Source organism: Kushneria phosphatilytica (assembly GCF_008247605.1).
Lineage (GTDB): Bacteria > Pseudomonadota > Gammaproteobacteria > Pseudomonadales > Halomonadaceae > Kushneria > Kushneria phosphatilytica.
Genome location: NZ_CP043420.1, coordinates 529,569 through 555,826, shown reverse-complemented (window position 1 = coordinate 555,826; position 26,258 = coordinate 529,569). Strand labels below are relative to the sequence as shown.

The 26,258-nt window shown below is 61.1% G+C and carries 21 protein-coding genes; 10 read left to right on the top strand and 11 right to left on the bottom strand.

Annotation, left to right across the window (positions count from 1 at the left end):
• Positions 1-39 precede the first annotated feature (39 nt).
• Positions 40-1,965: a biosynthetic arginine decarboxylase gene (gene speA, locus FY550_RS02430; RefSeq protein WP_070981381.1), complete on the top strand. Its 1,926-nt coding sequence runs from the start codon at positions 40-42 to the stop codon at positions 1,963-1,965.
• 44 nt (positions 1,966-2,009) lie between these two features.
• Here speA and fabF read toward each other — a convergent pair whose 3' ends face one another.
• From fabF to FY550_RS02410, 4 genes are all read right to left on the bottom strand, one after another.
• Positions 2,010-3,275, bottom strand: a complete 1,266-nt coding sequence (fabF, locus tag FY550_RS02425) for a beta-ketoacyl-ACP synthase II (RefSeq protein WP_070981379.1) — start codon at positions 3,273-3,275, stop codon at positions 2,010-2,012.
• 49 nt (positions 3,276-3,324) lie between these two features.
• Entirely contained in the window at positions 3,325-3,831 is a 507-nt protein-coding gene (locus tag FY550_RS02420) for a winged helix-turn-helix transcriptional regulator (protein ID WP_070981376.1), read from the bottom strand.
• Between the two features lie 86 nt (positions 3,832-3,917).
• Positions 3,918-4,682, bottom strand: a complete 765-nt coding sequence (locus tag FY550_RS02415; protein ID WP_070981374.1) for an SDR family NAD(P)-dependent oxidoreductase — start codon at positions 4,680-4,682, stop codon at positions 3,918-3,920.
• 51 nt (positions 4,683-4,733) lie between these two features.
• Positions 4,734-5,498, bottom strand: coding sequence for a sulfite exporter TauE/SafE family protein (locus tag FY550_RS02410; RefSeq protein ID WP_199287836.1), 765 nt, complete (start codon positions 5,496-5,498; stop codon positions 4,734-4,736).
• A 216-nt stretch (positions 5,499-5,714) separates the two neighbouring features.
• Here FY550_RS02410 and FY550_RS02405 point away from each other — a divergent pair, with 216 nt between their 5' ends.
• Positions 5,715-7,034, top strand: coding sequence for an aspartate aminotransferase family protein (locus FY550_RS02405; RefSeq protein ID WP_070981372.1), 1,320 nt, complete (start codon positions 5,715-5,717; stop codon positions 7,032-7,034).
• A 10-nt stretch (positions 7,035-7,044) separates the two neighbouring features.
• Here FY550_RS02405 and pdxR read toward each other — a convergent pair whose 3' ends face one another.
• Positions 7,045-8,520 carry a MocR-like pyridoxine biosynthesis transcription factor PdxR gene (gene pdxR / locus FY550_RS02400; RefSeq protein WP_149054330.1) on the bottom strand — a complete coding sequence of 492 codons (1,476 nt, stop codon included), beginning with the start codon at positions 8,518-8,520 and terminating at the stop codon, positions 7,045-7,047.
• Between the two features lie 223 nt (positions 8,521-8,743).
• On the opposite strand from pdxR, the gene FY550_RS02395 reads away from it, so the two are divergent.
• From FY550_RS02395 to FY550_RS02360, 8 genes are all read left to right on the top strand, one after another.
• Positions 8,744-10,147, top strand: a complete 1,404-nt coding sequence (locus FY550_RS02395) for a sodium/glutamate symporter (RefSeq protein ID WP_070981370.1) — start codon at positions 8,744-8,746, stop codon at positions 10,145-10,147.
• Entirely contained in the window at positions 10,144-11,772 is a 1,629-nt protein-coding gene (locus tag FY550_RS02390) for an amidohydrolase (protein ID WP_149054329.1), read from the top strand. The genes FY550_RS02395 and FY550_RS02390 overlap by 4 nt, the downstream gene beginning before the upstream one ends.
• Positions 11,765-12,694, top strand: a complete 930-nt coding sequence (locus FY550_RS02385) for a CobW family GTP-binding protein (protein WP_149054328.1) — start codon at positions 11,765-11,767, stop codon at positions 12,692-12,694. The genes FY550_RS02390 and FY550_RS02385 overlap by 8 nt, the downstream gene beginning before the upstream one ends.
• A 140-nt stretch (positions 12,695-12,834) precedes the next feature.
• Positions 12,835-13,716 carry a transporter substrate-binding domain-containing protein gene (locus FY550_RS02380; RefSeq protein ID WP_233350257.1) on the top strand — a complete coding sequence of 294 codons (882 nt, stop codon included), beginning with the start codon at positions 12,835-12,837 and terminating at the stop codon, positions 13,714-13,716.
• A gap of 75 nt (positions 13,717-13,791) precedes the next feature.
• Positions 13,792-14,433, top strand: a complete 642-nt coding sequence (locus FY550_RS02375) for an amino acid ABC transporter permease (protein ID WP_070981364.1) — start codon at positions 13,792-13,794, stop codon at positions 14,431-14,433.
• Positions 14,434-14,455: 22 nt separating this feature from the next.
• Positions 14,456-15,121 carry an amino acid ABC transporter permease gene (locus FY550_RS02370; RefSeq protein ID WP_070981868.1) on the top strand — a complete coding sequence of 222 codons (666 nt, stop codon included), beginning with the start codon at positions 14,456-14,458 and terminating at the stop codon, positions 15,119-15,121.
• On the top strand, positions 15,114-15,875 hold the full coding sequence (locus tag FY550_RS02365; RefSeq protein ID WP_070981362.1) for an amino acid ABC transporter ATP-binding protein: 762 nt from the start codon (positions 15,114-15,116) through the stop codon (positions 15,873-15,875). The genes FY550_RS02370 and FY550_RS02365 overlap by 8 nt, the downstream gene beginning before the upstream one ends.
• A gap of 164 nt (positions 15,876-16,039) precedes the next feature.
• Positions 16,040-17,389, top strand: coding sequence for a GntP family permease (locus FY550_RS02360; protein WP_070981360.1), 1,350 nt, complete (start codon positions 16,040-16,042; stop codon positions 17,387-17,389).
• Between the two features lie 146 nt (positions 17,390-17,535).
• Here the strand turns inward: FY550_RS02360 and FY550_RS02355 are convergent, their stop codons facing one another.
• The 6 genes from FY550_RS02355 to FY550_RS02330 all read right to left on the bottom strand — a co-directional run bounded on the left by FY550_RS02355 (position 17,536) and on the right by FY550_RS02330 (position 26,252).
• On the bottom strand, positions 17,536-18,351 hold the full coding sequence (locus FY550_RS02355) for a peptidylprolyl isomerase (RefSeq protein ID WP_070981358.1): 816 nt from the start codon (positions 18,349-18,351) through the stop codon (positions 17,536-17,538).
• Between the two features lie 29 nt (positions 18,352-18,380).
• On the bottom strand, positions 18,381-19,061 hold the full coding sequence (narI, locus tag FY550_RS02350; RefSeq protein WP_070981356.1) for a respiratory nitrate reductase subunit gamma: 681 nt from the start codon (positions 19,059-19,061) through the stop codon (positions 18,381-18,383).
• 17 nt (positions 19,062-19,078) lie between these two features.
• The gene (gene narJ / locus FY550_RS02345; RefSeq protein ID WP_070981354.1) at positions 19,079-19,828 is read right to left on the bottom strand and encodes a nitrate reductase molybdenum cofactor assembly chaperone; all 750 of its coding nucleotides are present in this window, start codon (positions 19,826-19,828) and stop codon (positions 19,079-19,081) included.
• A complete protein-coding gene (gene narH / locus FY550_RS02340) occupies positions 19,821-21,395 on the bottom strand; it encodes a nitrate reductase subunit beta (RefSeq protein WP_070981351.1) in 1,575 nt (524 codons plus the stop codon). The genes narJ and narH overlap by 8 nt, the downstream gene beginning before the upstream one ends.
• Before the next feature lie 630 nt (positions 21,396-22,025).
• Positions 22,026-22,379: a DUF488 domain-containing protein gene (locus FY550_RS02335; RefSeq protein WP_070981349.1), complete on the bottom strand. Its 354-nt coding sequence runs from the start codon at positions 22,377-22,379 to the stop codon at positions 22,026-22,028.
• Positions 22,380-22,478: 99 nt separating this feature from the next.
• Positions 22,479-26,252 (bottom strand): nitrate reductase subunit alpha, encoded by a 3,774-nt coding sequence (locus tag FY550_RS02330; RefSeq protein ID WP_070981347.1) that lies wholly within the window; start codon positions 26,250-26,252, stop codon positions 22,479-22,481.
• Positions 26,253-26,258: the final 6 nt, after the last annotated feature.

The window sequence follows — 26,258 nt, the reverse complement described above, 5'->3', positions numbered from 1 at the left end:
CTTGCGGCTGTCGCCACCCGATTCCCATTCGGAGTACCCATGTCGGATTCCCAGACCTCCCGTTCCCTGCAGGAAGCGCTACGCACCTGGAATATCGATCAATGGGGCAGCGGCTATTTCGACATCGACCCCCAGGGTCGGGTGGTCGTACGTCCGCATGGCAATGCCCCGGAACAACAGCGCCCGGCACTGCCGATCACGGAGCTGGCTACTCGGCTGCAGCAGGCCGGCCTGCGCCTGCCGGTACTGGTGCGCTTCACCGATATCCTCCATGACCGGGTCGAGCAGCTCTGCGCTGCCTTTGATCGTGCCATCCAGGAGCAGGGCTATGACGCTCACTACACCGCCGTTTACCCCATCAAGGTCAATCAGCAGCGCCGCGTGGTCGAAGAACTGCTGGCCACTCCCGAGCGCGGTCGCGGCCGGGTAGGACTGGAGGCTGGCAGCAAACCGGAACTGATGGCCGTACTGGCACTCTCTTCCGAGCATCCCTCGACCATCGTCTGCAACGGCTACAAGGACCGTGAATACATTCGCCTGGCGCTGATGGGCGAAAAGCTCGGTCACCATGTCTATCTGGTGGTGGAAAAGCATGCCGAACTGGAACTGATCATCGAGGAAGCCGATCGGCTCGGCGTAGAGCCCCGCATTGGCGTGCGCGCCCGGCTCTCCTCGATCGGCAAGGGCAACTGGCAGAATACTGGCGGCGAAAAATCCAAGTTCGGTCTTACTGCCCGTCAGGTGCAGGCCGTGGTCGACCACATGAGAGCGATCGGCCGGCTCGATGCCCTTCAGCTGGTGCACTTTCATCTCGGTTCTCAGATCGCCAATATCCGCGACATTCAGCGCGGTTTGCGCGAGTGCACCCGTTTTTATCAGAGTCTGCGCGAGGCCGGTGCAGCAGTCGAGGTGGTCGATGTCGGCGGTGGCCTGGGCGTGGACTACGAAGGCACCCGTTCGCGCAGTTACTGTTCGATCAACTACTCGATGGATGAGTACGCCAACAACGTGGTGGGCGCCTTTCAGCAGCTCTGTCAGGCGACCGGCCTGCCACATCCGCAGATCATCTCCGAGTCCGGTCGGGCCCTGACAGCGCACCACGCCGTACTGATCACCAATGTGATCGACGAAGAGCGCCACGATGATGCCCTGCCGGAGCGCTCCGACAGGGGGGATGCCCAGCTGGATGTACTTTGGCGGACCTGGGAATGGCTGGGCGAGTCTGCCGATCCACGCCTGCTGGTCGAGTATTATCATGACATTCATCAGGCCATGACCGATCTGCAGGATCGCTTCGTGCTGGGCGATGCCTCACTGGCCGTCCGCGCTGAAGGTGAAGCCGTCCATGCGGCAGCCAGCCGGCGTTTGCGCGCCCGGCTCGATCATCGCAACCGGGCCCATCGCGAGATTCTCGATGAACTCGACGAGAAGCTTGCCGACAAGCTGTTCGTCAATTTCTCACTGTTTCAGTCGGTCCCGGATGTGTGGGGCATCGATCAGATCTTTCCGGTCATACCACTCTCCAACCTCGACCAGCCGCCGGTACGACGCGGAGTGATTCAGGATATCACTTGCGACAGTGACGGTCGTATTGAGCGCTATGTCGATGGTCAGGGCGTGGAGACCACCCTCCCGCTGCCGGAGTGGAAAGCCGGCGAGGAAAAACTGCTGGGGCTTTTCCTGGTGGGGGCCTACCAGGAGATCCTGGGGGATCTGCACAACCTCTTCGGCGATACCGATTCGATCGATGTCAGTCTTGATGATAACGGCCAGTGGCGTCTGGGCACGCCGATTACGGGCGACAGCGTGGCCAATGTGCTGCGTTACGTGAACTTCGATCCCGACCGGTTACGTAACCGCCTCCAGCGCCAGCTGATCCGCAGTGATGTCTCCAGCCGCGAGCGCGAGCAGTTTCTCGAGGAGTTGGAAGCGGGTCTTGAAGGATATACCTATCTGGAGCAATAGCAGGCGCACCACTCGCGCATCAAACGAAGTGGTACGCCTTCCTCTCAGGACCAGCGCCGCAGGATCAGGCTGGCGTTGACCCCACCGAAACCAAAGCCGTTGGAGATGGCGTAATCGAACGCCATCTCCCGCGGGCTGCCGTATACCAGATCCAGCCCTGCTGCTTCATCATCGGGAGTTTCCAGATTGAGCGTGGCCGGCACGATCTGATCGCGCAGTGCCTGCAGCGTGAAAATCGCTTCTATTCCACCGGCCGCTCCCAGCAGATGGCCGGTCGCTGACTTGGTCGCGGTGATCGCCGGCCCGCCGTGCTGACCGAACAGACGCTGAATCGCCTGCAACTCGCCAACATCACCAACCGGTGTGGAAGTGGCATGGGCATTGAGATGACCAATGGCCTCCGGCGCCAGACCGGCCTGGCGTAGCGCCAGAGCCATCGCCCGGCGTGCGCCCGCGCCTTCCGGCGCACCGGCCGTCATGTGATAAGCATCCGAGGTCGTACCATAGCCGACGATCTCGGCCAGCGGGGTAGCACCACGCGACTCGGCATGTTCGAGCGACTCCACCACCAGCAGTCCGGCACCCTCGCCCATCACGAAGCCTTCACGCGCCTGGTCAAAAGGTCTGGAAGCGCTTTCGGGCCTGCCCTCGAACCCGGTCGAGAGCGCTTTCGCAGCGGCGAACCCACCCAGACTGACCGGTTCAATGCAGGCTTCGGCGCCACCGCACAGGGCAATATCGGCCTCGCCCGAGTGGATCAGACGAGCCGCATCGCCAATCGCCTGCACACCCGCAGCACAGGCCGTAACCGGTGCGCCCAGCGGACCTTCGAAGCCGTGTCGAATGGAGACCTGTCCGGCGGCCAGATTGACCAGGAAGGAAGGAATGGTGAAAGGCGACAGCCGGCGACTACCACGGTGTTCAACCGTACGTACCGCATCTGCAATGGCAGGAAAACCGCCGATGCCGGAACCAATAATGGTCGCCGTCCGCTCGCGCTGGTCCTCATTCTGTGGCTGCCAGTTGGCCTGCTCAAGTGCCTCCTGCGCTGCCAGCAGACCAAAATGGATGAAGCGATCCATGCGACGCAGCTCGCGGGCATCCCCGACCCGCTCGGGATCGAAGCCGCCATTGGCATCCTCGGCAATATCCGGCACTCGTCCACCAGCGTGTACCCTCAGATCACCTCGCAATTCAGCCGGCAGCTCGCGAATGCCGGACATCCCCGACAATAGACGCTGCCAACCCGTTTCGGCACCGCAACCCAGCGGCGAGACACTGCCCATACCGGTGACGACAATTCGTTTCATGAGACGGTTTCCGTAAGGCGGAGAGAGAAAGACATCATGGTCGAACCGATCATGCGTCCTTTAAGGAATCAGCATGACGCAAACGAGCCAGACGATCGAGTACGGCGGGGCCTGCCTGGGGGCCGGGCGCCAGAGTGGAATTAGCCACGGTCACCGGCTCGAGCGTGTGGCGATCGACCACCAATGGTGACAGCTCACGCTCACTGTTGCGATCAATCAGACAAAGCTGACGCCCCTGGTCACTCATGTGCTTCTCGCCCCAGGCAAACAGCATCACGATAACCGGATAGAGCTCTTCCCCCTTGGGGGTGGGGATATATTCATGACGAACCGGGCGGCTCTGATAGGGCCGTTTCTCCAGCAATCCTTCATCGAGCATGCGTCGCAAACGACGTGACAGCATGTTGCTGGCAATGCCCAGGCTCTGCTGAAGCTCATCGAATCGCCGCAGCCCCTGGAGGGTATCGCGCAGAATCAGAAGACTCCACCACTCACCGACGCAACCCAGTGCACGTGCTGCCGGACAGGGCATGGCGGTCAGATCGGTAGGTGTCATGGCAGTGGCAATTCCAGGTAACTTTCATCATGAAAGCTACCTGAGAAGGCAGATCATGGCAACCAGACCATGGAAAGGCAGGATAATCAGCCGTCACGATCGACGGCAAAGGGCGACCAGGCCTGGCGGGTGGGCATGACTTCCAGCCGGTTGATATTGATATGGTCGGGCAATGTCGCAATGTAGTAGAGCTGTTCGGCAATATCGGCCGCTTCCAGCGGCGTGGTATCGCGATAGAGCGCATCGGAGGCAGTCTGATCGCCTTTGGTGCGTACCAGGGTGAACTCGGTTTCGGCAATCCCGGGCGCCAGATCGGTGACACGTACTCCGGTGCCCAGCAGATCGCAGCGCAGATTGTAGGAAAACTGCTGCACGAATGCCTTTGAGGCACCATAGACATGGCTACCGGGGTAGGGCCACTGGCCCGCAATCGAGCCCAGATTGATGATACTGGCACCGGAACCGGTGGCGATCAGGCGCTCGATCAGTGCATGAGTGACGTTGACCAGCCCGGTGACATTGGTATCGATCATGGTATGCCAGTCCTCCAGCGCAACCCGCTGGGCAGGTTCGGGCGCCAGCGCCAGACCGGCATTGTTGATCAGGGTTCTGATCGAGCCGAACGCTTCCGGCAGCGACTCGACCGCCTCACGTACGGCTTCGGCGTCACGTACGTCCAGCGTCAGGGTATGGACACGAGTCTGCCCTTCCAGCTCCTGCTTCAGTGTGTGCAGCCGTTCGCTGCGACGCCCGGTCAGCACCAGCGGCCAGCCTGACCGTGCAAAACGACGCGCCGCCGCCCGTCCGAATCCGGAAGTGGCACCGGTAATGAAGACAACGCCCTGGGTCATGCCGAACTCCTTGTATTCAATGATTGAGTGATACTCCCCTGCTCCCGGATTTCATGGCGTGTTGATGGGGAGCAGCATCCATAGCGACAGGAGGATCAACAACGGGGCGACCGTATAACGCAGCGAGATCGGCCCGGCGCGATGAAAGAGCCACTGGCCGAATGCATTGCCCAGCCATGCCGGTACGATCAGCCATCCCACCCAGACCAGACTGCCTGCCCCCAGCACACCGCTCAGCCCCAACCCCAGCAGTGAACAGCTGCTGCAGATGGCAAAGAACACAATCGCCGTGCCACGCAGCTGTGCCGTCGATAGTCGAGTCGACAGCAGATAAAGCATCAGTGGTGGCCCGCCGGCCGAGGCCATGGACATCGCCAGCCCGGAGACTCCGCCGGCCCAGATCGCCCACCGCCCTGCTGTAGCAGAGCGCCCTTCTTCGGGCACCACATCCCGTCGTCCGACGCGGCACAGCAGCGCCATGCCACCAGACAGTGATAGCAGCGCGATGACCATGCGCATCGGAGCTGCCGGCATTCGAGAGAGCAGCCAGACACCCAGTCCGACCGCCAGCAGCATGCCCAGCACCAGTCGTCCCAGCACCCTGCGATGCGCATGACGTGCGGCCACTTGCAGCAGGCCAGCCGCCGCCAGCAGATCCAGCAACAGCGCCACCGGCACGGCTTCGACTGGCGCCATGAATCCCGACAGGCCCAGTGCCACCAACATGGCAAAACCGAAACCGCAATAACCGCGGGTTACCCCGGCCAACAGCGCAATAGCCATCGCCGTGACGATCGTGAGCGGCTCGGCAGGCATCGACAACTCCGTAACAACAGATCGAAGACGCACTCTAGTGCGCGTCGTTCAACGACTCCTAGAGCCAGATCAGCAAGAGTGGCGGGACATGATCCTACCCGACCGGGACTGTCCCGGCGGTGGAATGCGACTGGCTCTACGGATCGCACTATCGACTGTTACAGGCTGAGTCGAACACTTGCCTCTCCTGTCATCCAACGCCCGTGAGGAGCCCCCATGTCCGCGACATCAATCACCAACGAGTACGTACGCCAGCTGGATCGTCAGCATGTGTTCCACTCCTGGTCTCGCCAGTCGCAGCTCGATCCACTGGTCATCGCCGAGGCGGCCGGCTGTCGTCTGCACGATTACAATGGGCGTGAATACCTCGACTTCAGCAGTCAGCTGGTCAATACCAATATCGGGCATCAACATCCGCGGGTAATCGAAGCCATTCGACACCAGGCCGAGCAACTCGCCACCATTGCCCCTGCGCATGCCAACCTGGCACGCGGCGAGGCCGCACGACGCATTCTCGAGCGTGCTCCGGCCGGCTTCAGCAAGGTGTTCTTTACCAACGCTGGCGCGGACGCCAACGAAAACGCCATTCGCATGGCGCGCAGCTTTACCGGACGCGACAAGGTGCTTTCCGCGTACCGCTCCTATCACGGCAACACCGGCGCGGCGATCGCCGCTACCGGCGACTGGCGGCGGGTGCCCAATGAGTTTTCCCGCGGCCACGCCCATTTCTTCAACCCCTTCCTCTATCGCAGTGAATTCTGGGCAACCAGCGAGGAAGAAGAGTGCGAGCGGGCACTGACCCATCTGCGCCGGGTCATCGAGTGCGAAGGACCTGATGCGATCGCTGCCATCCTGCTGGAATCGATCCCTGGCACCGCCGGTATTCTGGTGCCGCCACGGGCCTATCTGCAGGGCGTGCGTCAGCTGGCCGATGAGCATGGCATCATGCTGATTCTCGATGAGGTCATGGCCGGCTTCGGCCGCACCGGACGCTGGTTCGCGTTCGAGCACTTCAATGTGGTACCGGATCTGATCGTGTTCGCCAAGGGCGTCAATTCCGGCTATGTCCCGGCCGGGGGCGTGCTTATTTCCGAACCGATCTGTCGCTACTTCGAGGATCGTTTCTTTGCCGGTGGGTTGACCTACTCCGGCCACCCACTGGCGATGGCCGCCATTGTGGCGACGCTCGATACCATGAGTGACGAGGGCATTGTCGAGCACGCCGATCGCATCGGCCGCGAGCGACTCACGCCCGGGCTGGCCGAACTGACGAAGCGCCATGCCATCATCGGTGAAACCCGTGGTCTGGGCGTCTTCCACGCCCTCGAACTGGTCAGCGACCCCGAATCGCGAGCCCCATTGCCGGCGGCCACCATGGCCGACATCAAGGCCGCGCTGCTGGAGCAAGGCCTGCTGCCCTTCATGGTCGAAAATCGCATCCACGTAGTGCCGCCCTGCATCGTGTTACCCGAGGAAGTCGATCAGGGGCTGGGTATCCTCGATGACGTTCTGGGACGTTTCTCACTCACACTTTGATCGCGCCGGGTCAGTGACCGAAGGCCCGGGCGAGCTGCTCGATGCCGGGAGCGATACGCTCAGCATCGATGGCCCCGAATCCCAGCCGCAGAAAATTGCGCGGCGGGACCCGATCGAAGAAATGCTGGAAGCCGGGCTCTATCAGCACCCCGTACTGCGAGGCGCGCCAGGCCAGGCGCTGGGTATCCATGCCAGCCGGCGCCTCCAGCCAGAAGACACTGGCATGCTCGGTGCTGATTCGACGACATTCGGGCAGATGCTTTTCCAGCGATCGATTCAGACACTCCCAGCGTCGTCGACTCTCCTCGGCATAGAGTCGCAGATGACGATCATAGTGCCCCTGGGCCAGAAACTGGGCCAGCTGATGCTGCAGAAACGAAGGGGGATGGCGATACATCAACCGACGCAGCGCCCGAAGCTCATCGATCAGATCGCTGTCCGCTACCAGATATCCCAGCCGCAGTCCTGGTGACAGTGGTTTGGAGAGACTGCTCAGATAGATGATGCGCTGACTGCCAAGCCCTGCCCTGAGTGCCGGCAGTGCATGACGATCGAAGTTGATCTCGGCATCGTAGTCATCCTCGATCAGGATCTGGTCATGCTGGCCCAGTTGCTCCATCAAAACCCGACGACGCGCCGCACTCAGGGTCACACCGGTGGGCACCTGATGGCTGGGAGTGACATAGAGGTAATCACTCTCGCGGGTGCCGGCATCCAGTCGCATGCCCTCGTCATCCACCTCGTGAAACTGTAGCCGGGCTCCCCGGGATTCGAAGACATTGACCGCTTCACGATAGCCCGGGTTTTCGATGCCCACCCGGGTGTCGTGGTCGAACAGCAGTTGAGCGATCAGGAACAGGGCATTCTGCGACCCAAGGGTGATCAGGATTTCATCACTGCGAGCGTGAATACCGCGACGCGGCAGCACCCGGGTACGCAGTTGCTCGATCAGCATGGGGTCATCCTGATCGATTCGATCGCTCAGCCACTGGCGATCACGCCGCCCACCGAGCATGCGCCGGGAAGCTTCACGCCACTGCTCCAGCGGAAAGCGTCGGTTATCCAGCTGACCGTAGATAAAGGGATAGGCGTAATCCTGCCAGTTGCTCGGCTTGAGCACCCCCTGACAGTGACTGGGCCGATGGATGAAGCGTCGTTGCCAGTCCGGTGCCTCTGTCGACGACCCTGCACTCTCGTGGTGCATGATCACCGATCTCATGCGCTCGCCATTGTCATGATAATCGTCATGCAGGTAGTAACCACTGCGTGGCCGGCTGACCAGATAGCCATCTTCGACCAGCCCTTCATAGACCAGCGCCACGGTGTTACGGGAGACCCCGAGACGGTGAGAAAGCCGGCGACATGAAGGAAGCGCCTCGTTAGCGGGGATGGTACCTGCCAGGATGGTATCCAGCAGCGCCTGACGCAGCTGCTCCTGCAATCCTCGTTCGGTATCGAACTCAAGATGGAAGTGATGATCCAGCATGTCGGCCTCCCGGGAGCATGAACGCATCATCGGTGATGCAAATAACACGCCACTGGAGACAGAACTCGTGAACTGTCCATGTCGGATCGAGTAACTGGTCCTATCCGTCCCGATGACACTCACTCCAGCATGAGTCATCACCCTCGATCGGGGTGAGCAGCCCCAGGATTCAATCGCTGCCATCACACCCCGCACAACAATCATCACATCGGAGGATCCCGCCATGGGCAGTACCTTTCACGGCGTCATTGCCTTTGCCCTGATGGCTGCACTGCTGGTCATCGGCAGCCTGTTGCGCAGCCGTCTGCCATGGTTGCGCACCGCCATGGTCCCCGGCAGCATTGTCGCCGGCCTCATCGGTTTCATGGGCCTGTCACTGGGGCTGATTCCGGGTTACGGCCCGAAGGATTTCACCAGTCTCGCCTTTCACTTTTTCACCCTGAGCTTCATGTCGCTGTGTCTGACCGGCAGCCCGAAGCGTCAGGACGACGGACAGCGTTCGGGTGTCACCATGGGCGGCCTGTGGCTGACGCTGATCTGGACCGCCAGCCTCGGCGCTCAGGCGGTGATCGGTTACGGCCTGATGGCCGGCTATGATGCACTGAGCGGTCAGCACCTGAGCCCGCTGCTGGGCGCCATCGTCACTCACGGGTTCACCCAGGGCCCCGGCCAGGCGCTGACCTACGGCAACATCTGGGAGCAGGGCTACGGCATTACTCATGCTGCTCAGGTCGGCGTAATCTTTGCCTCACTGGGCTTTCTGGCCGCCTTTCTGGTAGGCGTTCCAGTGGCTCGCTACTGTCTGAAGAAGGGGCTCAATACCAACCGCGACTCCACCCTCAACGCCGATTTCGTGGCCGGATTTCATCCGCTGGCCAATCAACCCTCTGCCGGCCGTCAGGTATCGCACTCCGGGACCGTGGACTCATTCGCCTGGCACATCGGCCTGCTGGGTATCGCCTATGTCATCACCTATCTATGGCTCTCAGCGATGCAGCCGTTGGTGGCCGGCAATCGGGTACTGTCGGTCTTTTTCAGCTACAACCTGTTCTTTGCCCACGGCCTGACCGTCTGCGTCCTCATGCGATTGGCAATCGACCGGCTGGGCTGGTCGCACCGGGTCGATGACGACACACTCAAGCGGATTACCAGTGGGTCGGTAGACTTCATGGTCGTGGCCACCCTGATGAGTATTCAGGTGGCAGTACTCTCTGCCCTGCTGGTGCCAATCCTGCTGGTGGCCGTAGCGATCACTCTGGTAACCCTCTGCGGGGCGCTGGCAATCGGGCGCATGAGTGGTCGCTTCGGTCCCGAACGCGCGCTGACCGCCTTCGGCTGCTGTTGTGGCTCGACCGGTACCGGGCTGTTGCTGTTGCGAATGCTGGATAACGACTTCACCACTCCGGTGCCCAAGGAGCTGGCGTTTTTCAACATTGCCATCATCGTCGTCAACATTCCCACACTGTTCTTCTTCGCGCCCATTGCGCCCGCGCTGGGGGCCTGGACCTATATCGCCATCTTCGGGGGCTACGCCCTGCTGGCGCTCGCCTGCATCCCGCTGCTCAGACGCTGGCAGCAGCGCACCGACGCTGCCCAACCCATTACACAGGAGCCTTCCCTGCCATGAGCTGCCGCATCTTTTCCGCTCGGCGAGTCATGACCATGAACCCTTCCCAGCCGGAAGCCACTCATGTGGCGGTGCGCGAGGGCCGCATTCTCGGGGTCGGCACACTCGACAGCCTGGCCACGCTGGGTGAGTACGAACTGGATGAGCGTTTCGCCGACCACGTGCTGATGCCCGGTTTCGTCGAAGGTCACAGTCACGCCCTGGAGGGCGTGATGTGGAACTACTGCTATACCGGTTATTTCGAACGCCTCGACCCCGAGGGTCAAAGCTGGCCGGGGCTGAAATCGATCGCAGCGGTCATCGAACGCCTCCAGCACTGGCAGCGCGATCTCGACTCGCAGGCGCCACTGATCGCCTGGGGCTTCGATCCCATCTACTTCGATGGTGAGCGGCTCGATCGTCACGATCTCGATGCCGTCGCTGCCGAGCGACCGGTGGTGGTGCTGCACGCCAACCTGCACATGATGACGGTCAATAGCGCCATGCTGCGTCTCTCCGGACTGGACCGGCATGCCGGCATCGATGGCGTGCTACAGGATGATGCCGGCCAACCCACCGGCGAGTTGCTGGAAATGGCAGCCATGCATGCCGTGTTCGATACCTTCAACGAGGATCTGTTCGAAAAGGCCAATGACCCCGAGACACTGCGACGCTATGCCCGGGTGGCCCGGCGTACCGGCGTGACCACCCTTACCGATCTGCACAATCCCATGAGCGATGAAGGTATCGCCACCATGACGACCGTCACCGCCGAACCGTCGCTGCCGATTCGGCTGGTGCCGGCACTGCGAGCGTTGACTCATGTGCCGATGGAAGGTGTCGAGCGGGTGATGGCTGCCCGCGAGCACAATCATGACAAATTGCATTTCGGACTGGTCAAACTGATGACCGACGGCTCCATCCAGGGGCACACCGCGCGACTCAAGTGGCCGGGCTATCATGATGGCGCTCCCAACGGCATGTGGAACGCCACGCCCGAGGCGCTGACCGACATGGTGCATCAGTACCATCAGGCCGGTCTGCAGTTGCACATTCACACCAATGGCGACGAAGCGGTCGAGCTGATGCTCGATGCCATCGAATCGGCGCAGGCACTCTGGCCACGTCCGGATCATCGCCACACCCTGCAGCACTGCCAGATCATTGATCACGCCCAGTTGCGTCGCGCCGCCCGGCTGGGGGTTTGTCTCAACATGTTTGCCAACCATCTCTACTACTGGGGCGATATTCACTATGAACGCACCCTCGGCCATGAGCGCTGTCAACGCCTCGAGCCACTGGCCTCGGCTGATCGACTGGGGATTCCCATCGCGGCCCACTGTGACGCTCCGGTCACCCCGCTGGCGCCGCTGTTCACCGCCTGGTGTGCGATCGCACGGCGCACCGCGAACGGCCGTGTGCTCGGCAAACAGGAAGCCATCACGGTTGAACGGGCGCTGCGCATGATCACCCTTGATGCAGCATGGACGCTGCGACTCGATCACTGTGTGGGCAGCCTGGAGATCGGCAAGTTTGCCGACATGGCCGTGCTGGCCGAGGACCCACGCGAGGTAGAGATCGACGCCCTCCCGAAGCTCAGGGTGGTCGCCACGGTGCTGGGTGGGGAGGTCTTTGCCAATGAATGAGCGGGCGAGCACCCCGATTCCGGTGACCCTGATCACCGGCTACCTGGGCGCCGGCAAGACCAGCTGGCTCAACGCTCGCATCCGCCAGGGCATCCCATATGGAGCACTGATCCTGGTCAACGACTTCGGCACCATCAATCTTGACGCTGATCTGATCGAGTATCGCAGTGACCGCATGCTCCGCCTGAGCAATGGCTGCATCTGCTGCTCGCTGGGCGAATCGCTGGCCATGGAGCTGACCCGCATCGCGCGCTGGCCCGAGCGGCCCTCGGCGCTCTATATCGAAACCAGTGGCGTGGCCGAGCCGGCACGTATCATCGATCTGATCACGGTCGCGCGTCATTTCGAGCTGCAGGCGACGATCTGCCTGATCGATGCGGCTTCAATCAACCGTACACTTGCCGATCCACGGGTGGGAGAGCTGGCAGCCGGCCAGATTCGCGCCGCCGATGAACTGTCAATCAACCGCCATGCCCGGCTCGATGACGGCGAGCGCCGTGTCGTATTCAATCAGCTGCGACGGCTCAATCCTTCCATGAGTGCCAGGCTGACCCATCAGCTCGCAAGCACTGCAACCACGGACGATAACGCCCCACCGGGCTCCGAGAGTGCATCCGTTACCCATGCCTGGCTGACGCCGGCGGCCAACAGCCGTTGGGATCGATTTTCCATTCGTTTACCCGACGGCATCGAGCGCCATCGACTGGAAGCCGTGCTGAATGAGTACGCCGATGTGCTGGCGCGTGCCAAGGGCATTCTGTGCGATGTCTCCGGGCGACGACAGCTTTTCCAGTGGAGTGGTGGCCAGGCGAACTGGCACCCCACGGCCGCTGCCGGCCAATGCGGCACGCTGATCGGTATCGGCTTCGAGGGAGAGCGGTTTCGCACTCTGGCAGCGTCGCTTGAAGCGCTCTCCCGCTGACCCGGTCTTGTCTGGCCAGACAAGGCTTCACAACTGGCCCAGGGCTTCAGCCGGCATCTGCTTCAGGATGACAGGGACGATAGTTGGCGCGTCATCTCCAACCATGCCATCTCCAACAACAAAGGCAGGGAGTTATCGCAATGAGACTGAAGGTCCCGGGACTGCAGGCCCTATCCTGCAAACTCATGCTGTCTGCAGCAGTCGCCACACTTGCCTTCACCCTGACCCAGCCTGCCACTGCGGATCTGAGCGACATCAAAAGCCGTGGCGTGATGAAGGTAGCAACCGAGGACAACTACGCTCCCTTCAACTTCATGGAAAACGGCCAGGCGAAGGGCTTCAACGCGGACATGCTCAAAGAGCTGAAGCAGTACGCCCCTTTCTCGATCACCCAGGAGATCATGCCCTGGACCGGTTTGCTGGCTGCCGTTTCCAGCGGCCAGTACGACATGGCGCTGACCGGTGCACTGGTCTCCACCGAGCGCCTGCGCGTGTTCAACTTCACCATCCCCTACGCCTCGGCACAGGATTTCTATGTCAAGCGCGCCGACGATGACAGCATCCGGAGTGTGGCCGATCTGAGTGGCAAAAAGCTCGGTGTTCAGGCCGGCAGCGTGTTGCTGACCCGTCTGCCCGAACTGAAGGCGATGCTCGACAAGAGCGGCGGTCAGCTGGGAGAGGTGGTGAAGTATCAATCCTACCCGGAGGCCTATGCCGATCTCGCCAACGGTCGACTGGATTACGTGATCAACGCCGAAGTGCCCGTCAACACCCTGGTCAAGGCCAGACCCGATGTGTTCAGCAAGGGACAGGCAGTGTCGGGCCCCGGTTTCGTCGCCTGGCCGGTCCCGAAGAGCGATCCCGAACTGCTGAAATTTCTCGATCAGTTCATGACCCACATGAAACAGAGCGGGCGTCTGGCCGAGCTGCAGAAGACATGGTTTGGCGAGGCCTTCCCCGACCTGCCGCAGCAGCCCATCACCGAGGTGGATCAGTTCAGGCAGCTTGCCAACCTGAACTGAGGTCGGCACCGCCACTCCCAGCGGGTCGGCAACAGACCGACCCCGTCGATCGCCGTGCTGTCATGGAGAGCGTCTATGGATGGCAACGCATGGTTGCAGCTGCTCAATGGCGCCTGGACCACTGCCTGGATCTGCGTTATCTCGATCGTCATCGGCGTGCTGGCGGGGTTGATCCTCGCCCTGGTGCGCATGATGCGACTGCCGCTGATCGATCAACTGCTGGTGCTTTATATCAGCCTCGCACGCGCCACACCGCTGGTCACCCTGGTACTGTTCATCTTCCTTGCCGCGCCCAACCTGGGACTGGCACTCGAGCGCAATACCGCCGCCATACTGGCGCTGACCCTCAATACCGCGGCCTTCAACGCTGAAATCTGGCGGTCGGCATTTCGCAACTTCTCCCGCGAGCAGCGTGAGGCAGCACTGGCAGTGGGCATGACGCCGGCACTGAGCTTTCGCCGCATCATGCTGCCGCAGATGGTACTGACCAGCCTGCCGGAACTGGTCAATGAGATGTCGTTTCTGATCAAGGGCAGCCCGGCCATTGCGGTGATTGGTGTCGTTGATCTGACCCGGGTCACCAATCGTATCGCCGCCGTTACCTATGAGCCGCTGCCACCGATGCTGGTCGCCGCGGCACTCTACATGCTCATCATCGGTCTGCTGGTCTGGCTGCAACGGCTGGCGGAACGTCATGCGGCCCGACTGGCCGCCTGATCCCGAGAGGACGACGGATACCATGAGCAACTGGGATATCATCTGGTCGGTACGGGATATTTTCTGGCAGGGCTTTCTCAACACTTTGGCCATCTTTGCCCTGTCGACCGTGTTGGCGGCGCTGATCGGCATGGCCACCGGTCTGGCACTGGAACTGGGTGCGCGCCCGATAAACCGGCTGCTGCGACTTTTCATCGACGGCCTGCGCATGCTGCCGTTTCTGATGCTGGCCTATCTGCTCTACTACGGTTTGCCGAGTGCCGGAATCCGGCTCAATGCCTGGTGGGCAGGTGTGGGCGCACTCGCTGTCTATCACGGCGCCTATGTCGCGGAGATCCTGCGCGGGGCGCGAGCCAATCTGGCCCCGGGGCAGATCGAGGCGGCGACTGCGCTGGGGCTCTCCCCTTACCGCACCTATCTGCGTCTGATTCTGCCGCAACTGCTGATCCGCAGCCGACCGCTGATGGGCAATCAATTGATCATTGCGCTCAAGGACACGGCCTTTCTGATCATCATCACCGTGCAGGAACTGACTGCCGCCGCCAACACCGTGCAGGCCACCTATTTTATTCCCATGGATGCCTTTGTCGTGGTCATCGCGCTCTACTGGCTGATCAGTATCGGTCTGGAGATTACGATCCGCGGGCTGGGTATCTTCGGTCGCAAGAGAGGGTTCGACAATGGCTGAAGCCCCTGCCGTGATCATCGGCAAGCTCTCGAAAAGCTTCGATGGTGTAGAGATTCTGCGCGACATTGACCTGGAGGTCGGCCGTGGCAAGGTAGTGAGTATCCTTGGCGCCTCGGGATCGGGCAAATCCACCCTGCTGCGCTGCATCAACTGGCTGGAAACGCCTGATCGCGGCACTATCCATATCGATGGTCAACGCATCGGCATCGATGACCGCACCGGGCGCCCCATGTCCCGACGCGCGCTGGCCAGAATCCGTGCCATGACCGGCATGGTCTTCCAGGGCTTTAATCTCTGGCCTCATCTGAACGTGCTGCACAATGTGACTGAAGCGCCCATTCACGTGCGTGGAATGAAACGCCATGACGCCGAGCAGCTTGCCCGACAGCTGCTGGAGAAGGTCGGCATGGATAAGCGCATGCATCAGTATCCCTATACGCTCTCCGGTGGACAGAAACAGCGCGTGGCCATTGCCCGAGCTCTGGCGATGCAGCCCCGGGTCATGCTGTTCGACGAACCGACCTCCGCTCTCGACCCCGAACTGGTCGGTGAGGTGCTCTCGGTGATTCGGGATCTTTCGGGCGAGGGCTACACCATGATCATCGTCACCCACGAAATGGCATTTGCCCGCGCAGTCTCTGATGAGGTGGTCTTTCTCGACAAGGGTCTGCTGATCGAGCGTGCCGACCCCGAAACCTTCTTTACCCGCCCGACGACAACACGAGTCCAGCGCTTTCTGGAGCGACATGAGTAAGCCGTGGCTCACTCACGCGGTCGCGATATAACGGGCCAGCCATGGACTCTCCTCTTCTCCCTGCCTGGACGAATGGCGAATAGTCTCCGGATGGAGATGGCTTCTATGTTGTATGACATCACACATTAGCCTTCACCCATCGACCCGGCCTCCGGGAGGTAGACATGTCACCACATGATATCTGGCTGATCGGTCTTACCGCGGCCAGTATCGTCGTTCTCTTGATTCTGGTCATGGTGGTCCGGATTCATGCCCTGGTTGCACTGCTGCTTGCCAGTATCTGTGTCGCCGTCGGTAGCGGCATGCCGCTGGCCGATATCATGGAGACCGTTGAAAAAGGCATGGGGAGTACCCTGGGATCGGTGGCGATCATCATTGGCCTGGGCGGCATGTTCGGCAAGATGCTGGAGGTTTCCGGCGGGATTGATCGACTGGCCTCCGGCATTACCGCTCGTCTGGGGGAGGATCGGGCTCACTGGGGCATGGGGATCGCCGGGCTGCTGGTAGGGATCCCGGTCTTCTTCGATGTGGGGTTCATCATCCTGGTGCCCATGATTTATGCGCTGCAAAAGCGGACCGGCAAGTCACTGCTGTTGTATGGCATTCCTCTGCTGGCCGGTTTTTCGGTAGCCCACAAGTTCATCCCTCCCCAGCCCGGGCCGATTACCGTCAGCGGCATGCTGGGGGCGGATCTGGGGCTGGTGGTACTGTTCGGCGTGATCACCAGTCTGCCGGTGCTGGTGTTGTGCGGGCCGATATTCGGCCGCTTCATTGCCAACCGCATGCATGTCGAAGTCCCTGATTACATGTTCAGCACCAGCAATGAGCGTGTCAGTGACAAAAGCCCCGGGCTGGGTACGGTAGTCGGACTGATCCTGCTGCCTTTGGTACTGATTCTTCTTCATACGGTTTCCAATGCGGCCCTGTCCGATACGAGCGCGCTGGCCCATTTTCTGATTTTTATCGGCGATCCCATTTCGGCGCTGATCATTACGGTGCTGGTGACAGTCTATATGCTCCGCCACCGTTTCAGGATGCCACGTGAACAAGTGATGGAGGTCTGTACGCGAGGACTGGAGCCGGTGGGCATCATCATCCTGGTAACCGGTGCCGGTGGGGTTTTCAAACAGACACTGGGCGACTCCGGAGTAGGCGATGTCATCGGTAACGCCATGGCGGGCACCCATTTGCCACCCTTGCTGCTGGGCTTTCTGATCGCAACCACAATCCGGGTTATTCAGGGCTCGGCCACCGTGGCAATGATCACGGCGGCAGGGCTGATTGCACCACTGATGAACACCCTTGAGCTGGATGCGCCCATGACGGCATTGATGGTCATTGCCATCGGCGCGGGTTCAACCGTGCTCAGCCACGTCAACGATTCAGGGTTCTGGCTGGTCAACCGCTATCTCGGACTTTCCGAAAAGGACACCCTTAAAAGCTGGACCGTCATGGAAACACTGATCGGCCTCAGTGCCCTGGTGATGGCCATGCTGATCGCCCTGTTTGTATAGCAACGCATGATGAGAGGCAGCACAGCACGCACGTCATCACCATTGATGCAGCGATATTTTCAAAAGCGTTTCAGGCGCCTTCGATACCGCTGAGGCAGCTTGCCGGGTATACCATCAGCTCTGACTGAAGCGACCGGCCGGCCGGGTTACTGCATCAACGCGCCCGCTGCGTCATCGTCCAGGCAAATGCCCTCGACACCGATTTCCTCTGCCAGTGCCAGCAGATAGTGACGCAGTGCCCGTCGAGTCGACTGCTCGTGGAGTACCCTGCGAACCCGATCCCGAACTGTTTCGAAATCAGCGGGTTGGCCATCCAGACGCTCATCGAGAGAGACCAGATGCCAACCATAACGCGAGGCCAGTGGTCGTTTGCAGAGTCCTTCGGGCAGGCGCTTCAGGATGTTGTCGAGCTCGGGTACGGTCTGACCGGGGCGCAGTTCCCCCAGTGCTCCGCCGCTCTCTTTCGAGGGGCAGGCCGAATAGCGCTGCGCCAACTCGTCAAAGCGTTCGGGATTGTGTGACAACTCGGCCAGCAGCTCATTACCCAATGCCCGAGCCTGATCACGTGCCATCTGATCATCCGGCGCCGCCGGCAGCAGAATATGACGCACGCGATACCGAGGCGGCTGTGAAAAGCGATCGCGGTTAGCCTCGAAGTAACGACGACAGGCTGCGTCGTCCGGCTCGGGCACATCGATTTCACATTCCAGAAGCTGGCTCACGCAGTGTTGTTCATTCTCTTCGGTGATCCTGAAGCCAAGCATTTCGGCACGCCGGGCCATCAACTCCCGCACCACCAATGCTCGAGCAGCCTCCAACTGAGCTTCATGCGACGATGCAGCAGGATGATACTGCATTTCCGCGGCGATCATGGCGGGCTCGAGTACGCGCCCCCCCACCCTGATTTCAGGCAGCGACAGCGTCGGTTCAGCTGGTAACGAACGGGTTTCAATCAGTTCCATGTGAGCTTCCTGACACCATGACTTGCGTTTCAGGCACGCCGACGTACCAGTTGATAACGGCGACCGACATACCACAGCGGTGCGCTCCAGACATGCACCAGACGGGTAAATGGAAAGACCAGAATAATGGTTAATCCGACGAAGATATGAAGCTTGTAGATCACGCCAACCTCGGAGAGGTGCGCTGCCGCATCGCCACGGAAGAAGACGATCGATTGCGCCCACTCGGCCAGCTGCAGCATCACGCTACCGTCCAGGTGGTGCACAGCGAAGGCAATGGTCAGAAGGCCCAGTGTGACCTGCACCATTAAAAGCGACAGAATCATGATATCCGCCACACTGGAGCTGGCACGCACACGAGGATCGAACAGACGTCGATGGAGCAGGATCAACCCGCCGGCCAGACACATCACCCCGGCAATCCCGCCAACCACGATGGCCATGATCTGCTTGTGTCCCGGTGTGATCATCCATGCATAGGCCCAGTGCGGCGTTAGCAGACCCACCAGATGTCCGAAAAAGATCACCAGTACACCAATATGAAAAAGATTGCTTCCCAGGCGCAGGCGACGCTTGCTCAGCAGCTGGCTGGAGCCCGTTTTCCAGGTGTACTGCCCATGATCAAAACGCACCAGACTGCCGATCAGAAAGACCGAGCCGGCCAGATAAGGATAAAGCCCGAACAGCAGGGTATTCAGATAGTCCAGCATGATAATGCTCCTGTGGCTCAGTGGGAGTGAGACTCCCTGCCGACCGAGGTGGCAGGATCGATGATACGCACTGGCTCGGCACGCTCTTTTTCGTTCTGACGCTGCCGGGCGCGACGCTGGCCGGCAGCGGAGCGAACCGCGCAATCCTGATCCGAGCTGGCCGAAAAACGCACGGCCTCTTCTTCCCATACCGCGTCCAGAGCCGCGGGGGTGTCATCGCGCTTCTCCTCGCGCACCTGCTTTTGATGCTCGGTGATCTCATCCTCGGCACCAATAAGTGCCAGCAGCGTCGCCGTAGCCAGTGCCTGATCGGCTTCCCGCTCCTCCAGCCGCGCAGTCAGACGCGCCAGGATGTGGGCAATATCGCCCAGCTGTTGAGCAATGACTTCTTCGGGGCGAGTGGAGAGATATTCCAGAAAGAGCGGCAGGTAGTCCGGCAGCTCCCGGGCGTCGAGTTCAAACCCGGCCGCACGGTATTGCGCCAGCAGATCGACCATCGCCTGACCACGATCACGGGATTCACCGTGGACGTGTTCGAACAGCAGCAGAGACGTCGCGCGACCGCGATCGAAAAGCGCCACATAATCAGCCTGCAGATCGAGCAGGTCGCTTTCGGCAATCCGCTCGATCCATTGCATCAACGACTGACGCCGTACCCACGGCAGATGGGATTCGGCTTCGATGACCGCCCTCATTTCATCGGCTGCCTGCTGCAACGCCAGGGTGGGATAATCCAGTAGCCGTGCCAGAACGATCAGGCTACGCATGGCGATCCTCCCGCTCATCGGCGTGAGTCACTTCAGGCTCGTAGTAGGAGACCGGCTTCACCAGGGTGGACGTCTGGCGGCGCCCGCCGAACAGGCTGGCGGCGCTATCCCCCCCGTTGCACCCCTGGCCAAAGGAGAAGCCGCAGCCGCCGCGCTCCGGGAAGGCCTCACGGGCCTGCTCGCGGTGGGAGGAGGGAATCACGAAACGGTCCTCGTAATTGGCCAGCGCCAGATAACGGTACATCTCTTCGATCTGTGCTGCCGTAAGCCCCACCGCCTCCAGGATCTCGGTGGCCTCATACCCCTCGACCTGCTGGGCGCGCTTGTACAGGCGCATTGCCATCAGACGCCTGAGGGCCCGCACAACGGGCGCTTCGTCACCAGCGGTAAGCAGATTGGCCAGATAGCGCACCGGGATACGCAGCGATTCGATATCCGGCAGCACGCCATCTGACGGCATACTATCGAGATCGAAGGCGGACTGGATCGGCGAAAGTGGCGGCACATACCAGACCATTGGCAACGTTCGGTACTCGGGATGCAGAGGCAAGGCCAGTTGCCAATCGATGGCCATCTTGTAGACCGGCGATGCCTGAGCGGCCTTGATGACGTTATCGTCAATACCGTCGCGCCGCGCCTGGGCGATCACCTCGGGATCATGTGGATCGAGAAATATCTCACACTGACGATGATAGAGATCCTGCTCATCGGTGCTTGAGGCAACTTCCTCGATTCGATCGGCGTCATAGAGCAACACACCGAGCGAGCGAATGCGGCCCACGCAGGTTTCCGAACAGATGGTCGGCTGACCCGATTCGATGCGTGGGTAGCAAAAGATGCATTTTTCGGATTTACCGCTTTTCCAGTTGTAATAGATCTTCTTGTACGGGCAACCCGAGACGCACATGCGCCAGCCGCGGCACTTGTCCTGATCGATCAGTACAATACCGTCTTCCTCGCGCTTGTAGATCGCCCCACTCGGGCAGGAAGCAACACAAGCCGGGTTAAGGCAGTGTTCGCACAGCCGGGGCAGATACATCATGAAAGTATTTTCAAACTGCCCGTAGATATCGGCCTGGATGCGGTCGAAATTTCTGTCGCGGCGGCGTTTTTCAAACTCGGTGCCGAGGATCTCCTCCCAATTCGGGCCCCATTCGACCTTCTGCATACGCTGACCGCTGATCAGCGAGCGAGGCCGCGCCACCGGCTGGTGCCTGCTCTCACCGGCACGATGCAGGTGCTGATAGTCGAAATCGAATGGTTCATAGTAATCATCGATCTCGGGTAGATCGGGGTTGGCAAAGAGTTTGGCCAATACTCGAAAGCGCCCACCGATACGGGGTTCGATACTGCCATCTCGGCGCCTGAGCCAGCCGCCCTTCCACTTCTGCTGATTCTCCCACTCTTTCGGATAACCGACCCCCGGCTTGGTCTCAACGTTATTGAACCAGGCGTACTCTACCCCCTCGCGACTGGTCCAGACGTTCTTGCAGGTCACCGAACAGGTGTGGCACCCGATGCACTTATCGAGATTCAGCACCATGCCCACCTGGGAGCGAATTCTCATGATCACGGTCTCCGGCTGACGCGCGGGCGGCGTGTCAGGGCCCGCGCTGTTTCATGGGCACACCATGTGCGCTTGCAGCCGAAGGGGTTTTGATTCAGATCAAGACGAAAAAGCAGAAGCGCGCCGAACTACCTCTTTGGTAATAGCTCCCAGGATCACCAATAAACCCTTTTAATTCAATGACATGACAATGGGAGGCACTCTCTCCGACATGGCTTGCAGGGAAAACAGGTTCTTTGGGAGTAAGGCCGAATGATTTCACTTACTGCCTTCAGGGCCTTCTTCAAGGGTTGAGCAAAGAGATGTCAGATGAGCCATCAATTGAAGGCTGGCACCTTCCTGATCACCCATGGCTGAGCCGGCATGACCTGCAAGCTGCTTCAGGTCTTGCCCTTCAGTGCGAGAATGCCCGAAGAGACGACAGTGATAACCTCACTGGAAGTGGCCATGCGGATAAACATGGGCTCGCCAGCCATGCTGGAGATTCTGCGATTGGCAGCAGTGACACTCGAACAACACTCTGTCCCCTGTCCGGTGTTCGAGTCTGGCCGTCGGCCAACCTGCCAGGGTCGATGATCTTATGGCTTGAACCCGGGGGTTGGCCCGGGCAGTGATTGTCCGACACAGCGCTCAATGGGTACGTTTCAGAAAATCCCTGAGGACCACGGCGTTGTTGCACTCTTCATCCTTCGCCGCAAAAAGTAGCGTCAGCCCTTCATTTCGGGCGTGTTCTCGAAGCGTCTGCGACAGCGTGGAATCCCTCTCGCGCAGTTCCCTGCGATAGGCCTCGTAAAAGCCGTGCCAGCGGTCGCGATCATGACCAAACCATTTGACCAGTCCCTTCGAGGGGGCAATGTCGCGATACCATTCATCGATATGGGCGTCTTCCTTCGCCACACCTCTTGGCCACATGCCATCGACCAGCACGCGGTAGCCGTCATTCCTGTCATATGGGTCGTAGATGCGCTTGAGCTGAATATTCATTATCGGTGCCTGTGATCTGCTGAACGATAAGCGTGACGTTCTTCACCCTTTAAACGTATCAGGCGCTCCGGTGGAGCGCCTGATACGTTCAATGAAGTCTCACCTTTTGACGGGCTCCTGCACGCTGTCAGTACCCTCCTCATCCAGCCATTTGATGTGGTGCATGCGGCGCACGACCACGAACTCATCACGGTTGGAGCCGACAGTGCCGTAGTAGTTGAAGCCATACGAGAGCTGGGCGTAGCCGCCGATCATGTGCGTGGGCTTGGGACACACGCGGGTGACCGAGTTGTGGATGCCACCGCGGGTACCGCTGATCTCCGAGCCCGGCACATTCACAATGCGCTCCTGGGCGTGATACATCATCGCCATGCCATTCTTGACCCGCTGACTCACCACCGCCCGCGCGGCGATCGAACCGTTGGCGTTGTAGAGCTCGATCCAGTCGTTGTCCTCCACACCCAGCGACTTCGCATCATCCTCTGAGAGCCACACGATCGGCCCGCCGCGCGACAATGTGAGCATCAAAAGGTTGTCCGAGTAGGTGGAGTGGATGCCCCACTTCTGGTGCGGAGTGATCCAGTTGAGCACCCGCTCGGGGTTCCGGTTGCCGTCCGGGCGCTTGACCCCGGCCATCGCCGCGCGGGTGTCGATCGGCGGACGATAGGTCAAAAGGCTCTCGCCGAAGGCGCGCATCCAGGCGTGGTCCTGATAGAACTGCTGACGACCGCTTAAGGTGCGCCACGGGATCAGCTCGTGGACGTTGGTGTAGCCGGCGTTGTAGGAGACGTGCTCATCCTCGAGCCCTGACCAGGTGGGGCTGGAGATGATCTTGCGCGGCTGGGCCACCACGTCGCGAAAGCGGATCTTCTCTTCAAACTTGGGCAGCGCCAGATGGGCATGATCACGGCCGGTGATTTTCGACAGCGCCTCCCAGGCGCGCACTGCCACCTTGCCATTGGTCTCGGGAGCGAGCGTCAGGATCATCTCGGCGGCGTCGATGGCGCTGTCGATGATCGGGCGGCCCTCCGCCGGACCTTCCGACTTGCGCCGGTTGAGCTTGCCGAGCAGGTCGATCTCCGGGCCGGTGGGCCAGTTGATACCCTTGCCGCCGTTACCAAGGCTATCAAGCAGCGGCCCGACCGAGGTGAAGCGCTCATAGGTGGCCGGGTAGTCGCGTTTGACCGCGACCAGATTGGGCAGGGTGCGCCCCGGGATCGGCTCGCACTCGCCACGCTTCCAGTCCTTCACGTCCACCTGGGCCAGCTCTCCGGGGGAGTCGTGCTGCAGGGGCTGGGTGACCAGGTCGGTCTCCTCGCCCAGATGCCCCACGCACACGCGGGAAAAGGCTTTTGCAATGCCCTTGTAGATCTCCCAGTCGCTGCGTGATTCCCAGGCCGGATCGGTGGCCGCAGTCAGCGGGTGAATGAAGGGGTGCATATCGGAGGTGTTGAGATCGTCCTTCTCGTACCAGGTGGCGGTGGGCAGCACCACGTCGGAGTAGAGACAGGTGGTCGACATGCGAAAATCGAGCGTCACCAGCAGGTCGAGCTTGCCCTCGGGGGCTTCCTCGCGCCATTCGACCTCTTCCGGCAGCGCCCCGCCCATCTCGCCAAGGTCCTTGCCCTGCAGGCCGTGGGTGGTGCCGAGCAGATACTTGAGCATGTACTCGTGGCCCTTGCCGGAGCTGCCCAGCAGGTTCGAGCGCCACACGAACAGGTTGCGGGGGAAGTTCTGCGGGCTGTCCGGGTCTTCCGAGGCAAAGCGCAGATCGCCGCTTTTGAGCTGATGGATCACATAGTCGTTGAGTGGCTTGCCGGCGGCTTCGGCGGCCGCGGCCAGGCGCAGCGGATTGGTGTCGAGCTGCGGGGCGGAGGGCAGCCAGCCCATGCGCTCGGCGCGCACGTTGAAGTCGATCAGGCTGCCGGAATAGTCCTCGCGGCGGGCCAGCGGCGAGAGCAGGTCCTTCACCTCGACCTTTTCAAAGCGCCACTGGCTTGAGTGGTTGTAGAAAAACGAGGTGCCGTTCATCTGGCGCGGCGGGCGGTTCCAGTCCAGCCCGAACGCCAGCGGCAGCCAGCCGGTCTGCGGGCGCAGCTTCTCCTGACCGACGTAGTGGGCCCAGCCGCCGCCGGTCTGGCCGATGCAGCCGCACAGGATCAGCATGTTGATCAGGCCCCGGTACTGCATGTCCATGTGGTACCAGTGGTTGAGCCCGGCACCGACGATGATCATCGAACGCCCGTGGGTCTTGTCCGCGTTGTCGGCAAACTCGCGGGCCAGTCTGGTCACCTGCTCGGCCGGCACGCCGGTGATCGCTTCCTGCCAGGCCGGCGTGTAGGGGCGCATCTGATCGATTGCCGTGGCACCGTCGTCCTCGCTGCCGGCCAGCGTCAGGCCCTGATCGATGCCGTAGTTGGCGACCATCAGGTCAAAGACCGTCACCGCCAGCGCCTGGCGACCGTCGGCCAGCGTCAGCCGGCGGGCCGGCAGGTGGTGATAGAGCACGTCGTTGCCGTCGACGTGGTTGAAATGCTCATGGCGGATGTGGCCGAAGTAGGGGAAGCCGACCCGCACCACCTCGTCATGATTGTTGACCTGCGACAGGCGCAGATGAACCTCGTCGCCCTCGGCGTCGCGCGGCTCCAGGTTCCAGCGGCCCTGGCCGGCCTCGCTTTCGCCCCAGCGGAAACCGATCGAGCCGCGCGGCACCACGAGCTGATCGCGTGTCTCGTCCCACGCCACCGTTTTCCACTCGGGGTTGTTGTCCTGACCCAGCGCCTGGTCAAAGTCGGCGGCGCGCAGCTGGCGGCCGGGCACGAAGCTGCCGTCCTCGCGGGCTTCCAGCTCGACCAGCATCGGCATGTCGGTGTAGCGGCGCACGTAGTCGGTAAAGTATTCGCTGGGCCGCTCAAGATGGAACTCCTTCAAAATCACGTGACCCATTGCCATGCCGAGCGCCGAATCAGTGCCCTGGGTGGGGCTCAGCCACTCGTCGCAGAGCTTGGCGACCTCGGCGTAGTCCGGGGTGATCGCGACCGTCTTGGTGCCCTTGTAGCGCACCTCGGTGAAAAAGTGCGCATCCGGCGTGCGGGTCTGGGGCACGTTGGAGCCCCAGGCGATGATGTAGTTCGAGTTGTACCAGTCGGCGGATTCCGGCACGTCGGTCTGCTCGCCCCAGGTCTGCGGGCTGGCCGGCGGCAGGTCGCAGTACCAGTCGTAGAATGACAGGCACACCCCGCCGATCAGTGACAGATAGCGCGCGCCGGCGGCGTAGGAGACCATCGACATGGCCGGAATCGGCGAAAAGCCGATGATGCGATCCGGGCCGTACTGTTTGGCGGTATAGACGTTGGAAGCCGCCACCAGGGTTTCCAGCTCCTCCCAGTCGGCGCGCACGAACCCGCCCATGCCGCGCAGGCGCTTGTACTGCGCGGTTTTCGCAGGGTCCTCAACGATCGAGGCCCAGGCATCGACCGGGTCCGGGTGCTGCGCAAGCGCTTCGCGCCAGAGTTTCACCAGCGCCTTGCGCACCAGCGGGTACTTGAGCCGATTGGCACTGTAGAGATACCAGGAGTAACTCGCCCCGCGCGGGCAGCCGCGCGGCTCGTGGCTGGGCAGATCCGGCCGGGTGCGCGGGTAGTCGGTCTGCTGGGTTTCCCAGGTGACCAGGCCGTTCTTGACGTAGATCTTCCAGCTGCACGAGCCGGTGCAGTTCACCCCGTGGGTGGAGCGCACTACCTTGTCGTGCTGCCAGCGGGCGCGATAGCCGTTCTCCCACTCGCGGTTCTCCTCGCGCATCTCGCCGTGGCCGCCCGCAAACGGCGTGCGGACCTTTTTCATGTACTGCAGTCGGTCGAGAAAGTAACTCATGTGTCA

What these genes read in the sequence shown, in the direction of transcription:
- speA (WP_070981381.1), top strand. Translation starts at nt 40, where the DNA reads ATGTCGGATTCCCAGACCTCCCGTTCCCTGCAGGAAGCGCTACGCACC.
- FY550_RS02420 (WP_070981376.1), bottom strand. Translation starts at nt 3,831, where the DNA reads ATGACACCTACCGATCTGACCGCCATGCCCTGTCCGGCAGCACGTGCA.
- FY550_RS02330 (WP_070981347.1), bottom strand. Translation starts at nt 26,252, where the DNA reads ATGAGTTACTTTCTCGACCGACTGCAGTACATGAAAAAGGTCCGCACG.
- FY550_RS02390 (WP_149054329.1), top strand. Translation starts at nt 10,144, where the DNA reads ATGAGCTGCCGCATCTTTTCCGCTCGGCGAGTCATGACCATGAACCCT.
- FY550_RS02410 (WP_199287836.1), bottom strand. Translation starts at nt 5,498, where the DNA reads ATGCCTGCCGAGCCGCTCACGATCGTCACGGCGATGGCTATTGCGCTG.
- FY550_RS02375 (WP_070981364.1), top strand. Translation starts at nt 13,792, where the DNA reads ATGGATGGCAACGCATGGTTGCAGCTGCTCAATGGCGCCTGGACCACT.
- FY550_RS02395 (WP_070981370.1), top strand. Translation starts at nt 8,744, where the DNA reads ATGGGCAGTACCTTTCACGGCGTCATTGCCTTTGCCCTGATGGCTGCA.
- FY550_RS02365 (WP_070981362.1), top strand. Translation starts at nt 15,114, where the DNA reads ATGGCTGAAGCCCCTGCCGTGATCATCGGCAAGCTCTCGAAAAGCTTC.
- narH (WP_070981351.1), bottom strand. Translation starts at nt 21,395, where the DNA reads ATGAGAATTCGCTCCCAGGTGGGCATGGTGCTGAATCTCGATAAGTGC.
- FY550_RS02385 (WP_149054328.1), top strand. Translation starts at nt 11,765, where the DNA reads ATGAATGAGCGGGCGAGCACCCCGATTCCGGTGACCCTGATCACCGGC.
- FY550_RS02380 (WP_233350257.1), top strand. Translation starts at nt 12,835, where the DNA reads ATGAGACTGAAGGTCCCGGGACTGCAGGCCCTATCCTGCAAACTCATG.
- narI (WP_070981356.1), bottom strand. Translation starts at nt 19,061, where the DNA reads ATGCTGGACTATCTGAATACCCTGCTGTTCGGGCTTTATCCTTATCTG.
- FY550_RS02415 (WP_070981374.1), bottom strand. Translation starts at nt 4,682, where the DNA reads ATGACCCAGGGCGTTGTCTTCATTACCGGTGCCACTTCCGGATTCGGA.
- narJ (WP_070981354.1), bottom strand. Translation starts at nt 19,828, where the DNA reads ATGCGTAGCCTGATCGTTCTGGCACGGCTACTGGATTATCCCACCCTG.
- pdxR (WP_149054330.1), bottom strand. Translation starts at nt 8,520, where the DNA reads ATGCTGGATCATCACTTCCATCTTGAGTTCGATACCGAACGAGGATTG.
- fabF (WP_070981379.1), bottom strand. Translation starts at nt 3,275, where the DNA reads ATGAAACGAATTGTCGTCACCGGTATGGGCAGTGTCTCGCCGCTGGGT.
- FY550_RS02405 (WP_070981372.1), top strand. Translation starts at nt 5,715, where the DNA reads ATGTCCGCGACATCAATCACCAACGAGTACGTACGCCAGCTGGATCGT.
- FY550_RS02360 (WP_070981360.1), top strand. Translation starts at nt 16,040, where the DNA reads ATGTCACCACATGATATCTGGCTGATCGGTCTTACCGCGGCCAGTATC.
- FY550_RS02355 (WP_070981358.1), bottom strand. Translation starts at nt 18,351, where the DNA reads ATGGAACTGATTGAAACCCGTTCGTTACCAGCTGAACCGACGCTGTCG.
- FY550_RS02370 (WP_070981868.1), top strand. Translation starts at nt 14,456, where the DNA reads ATGAGCAACTGGGATATCATCTGGTCGGTACGGGATATTTTCTGGCAG.
- FY550_RS02335 (WP_070981349.1), bottom strand. Translation starts at nt 22,379, where the DNA reads ATGAATATTCAGCTCAAGCGCATCTACGACCCATATGACAGGAATGAC.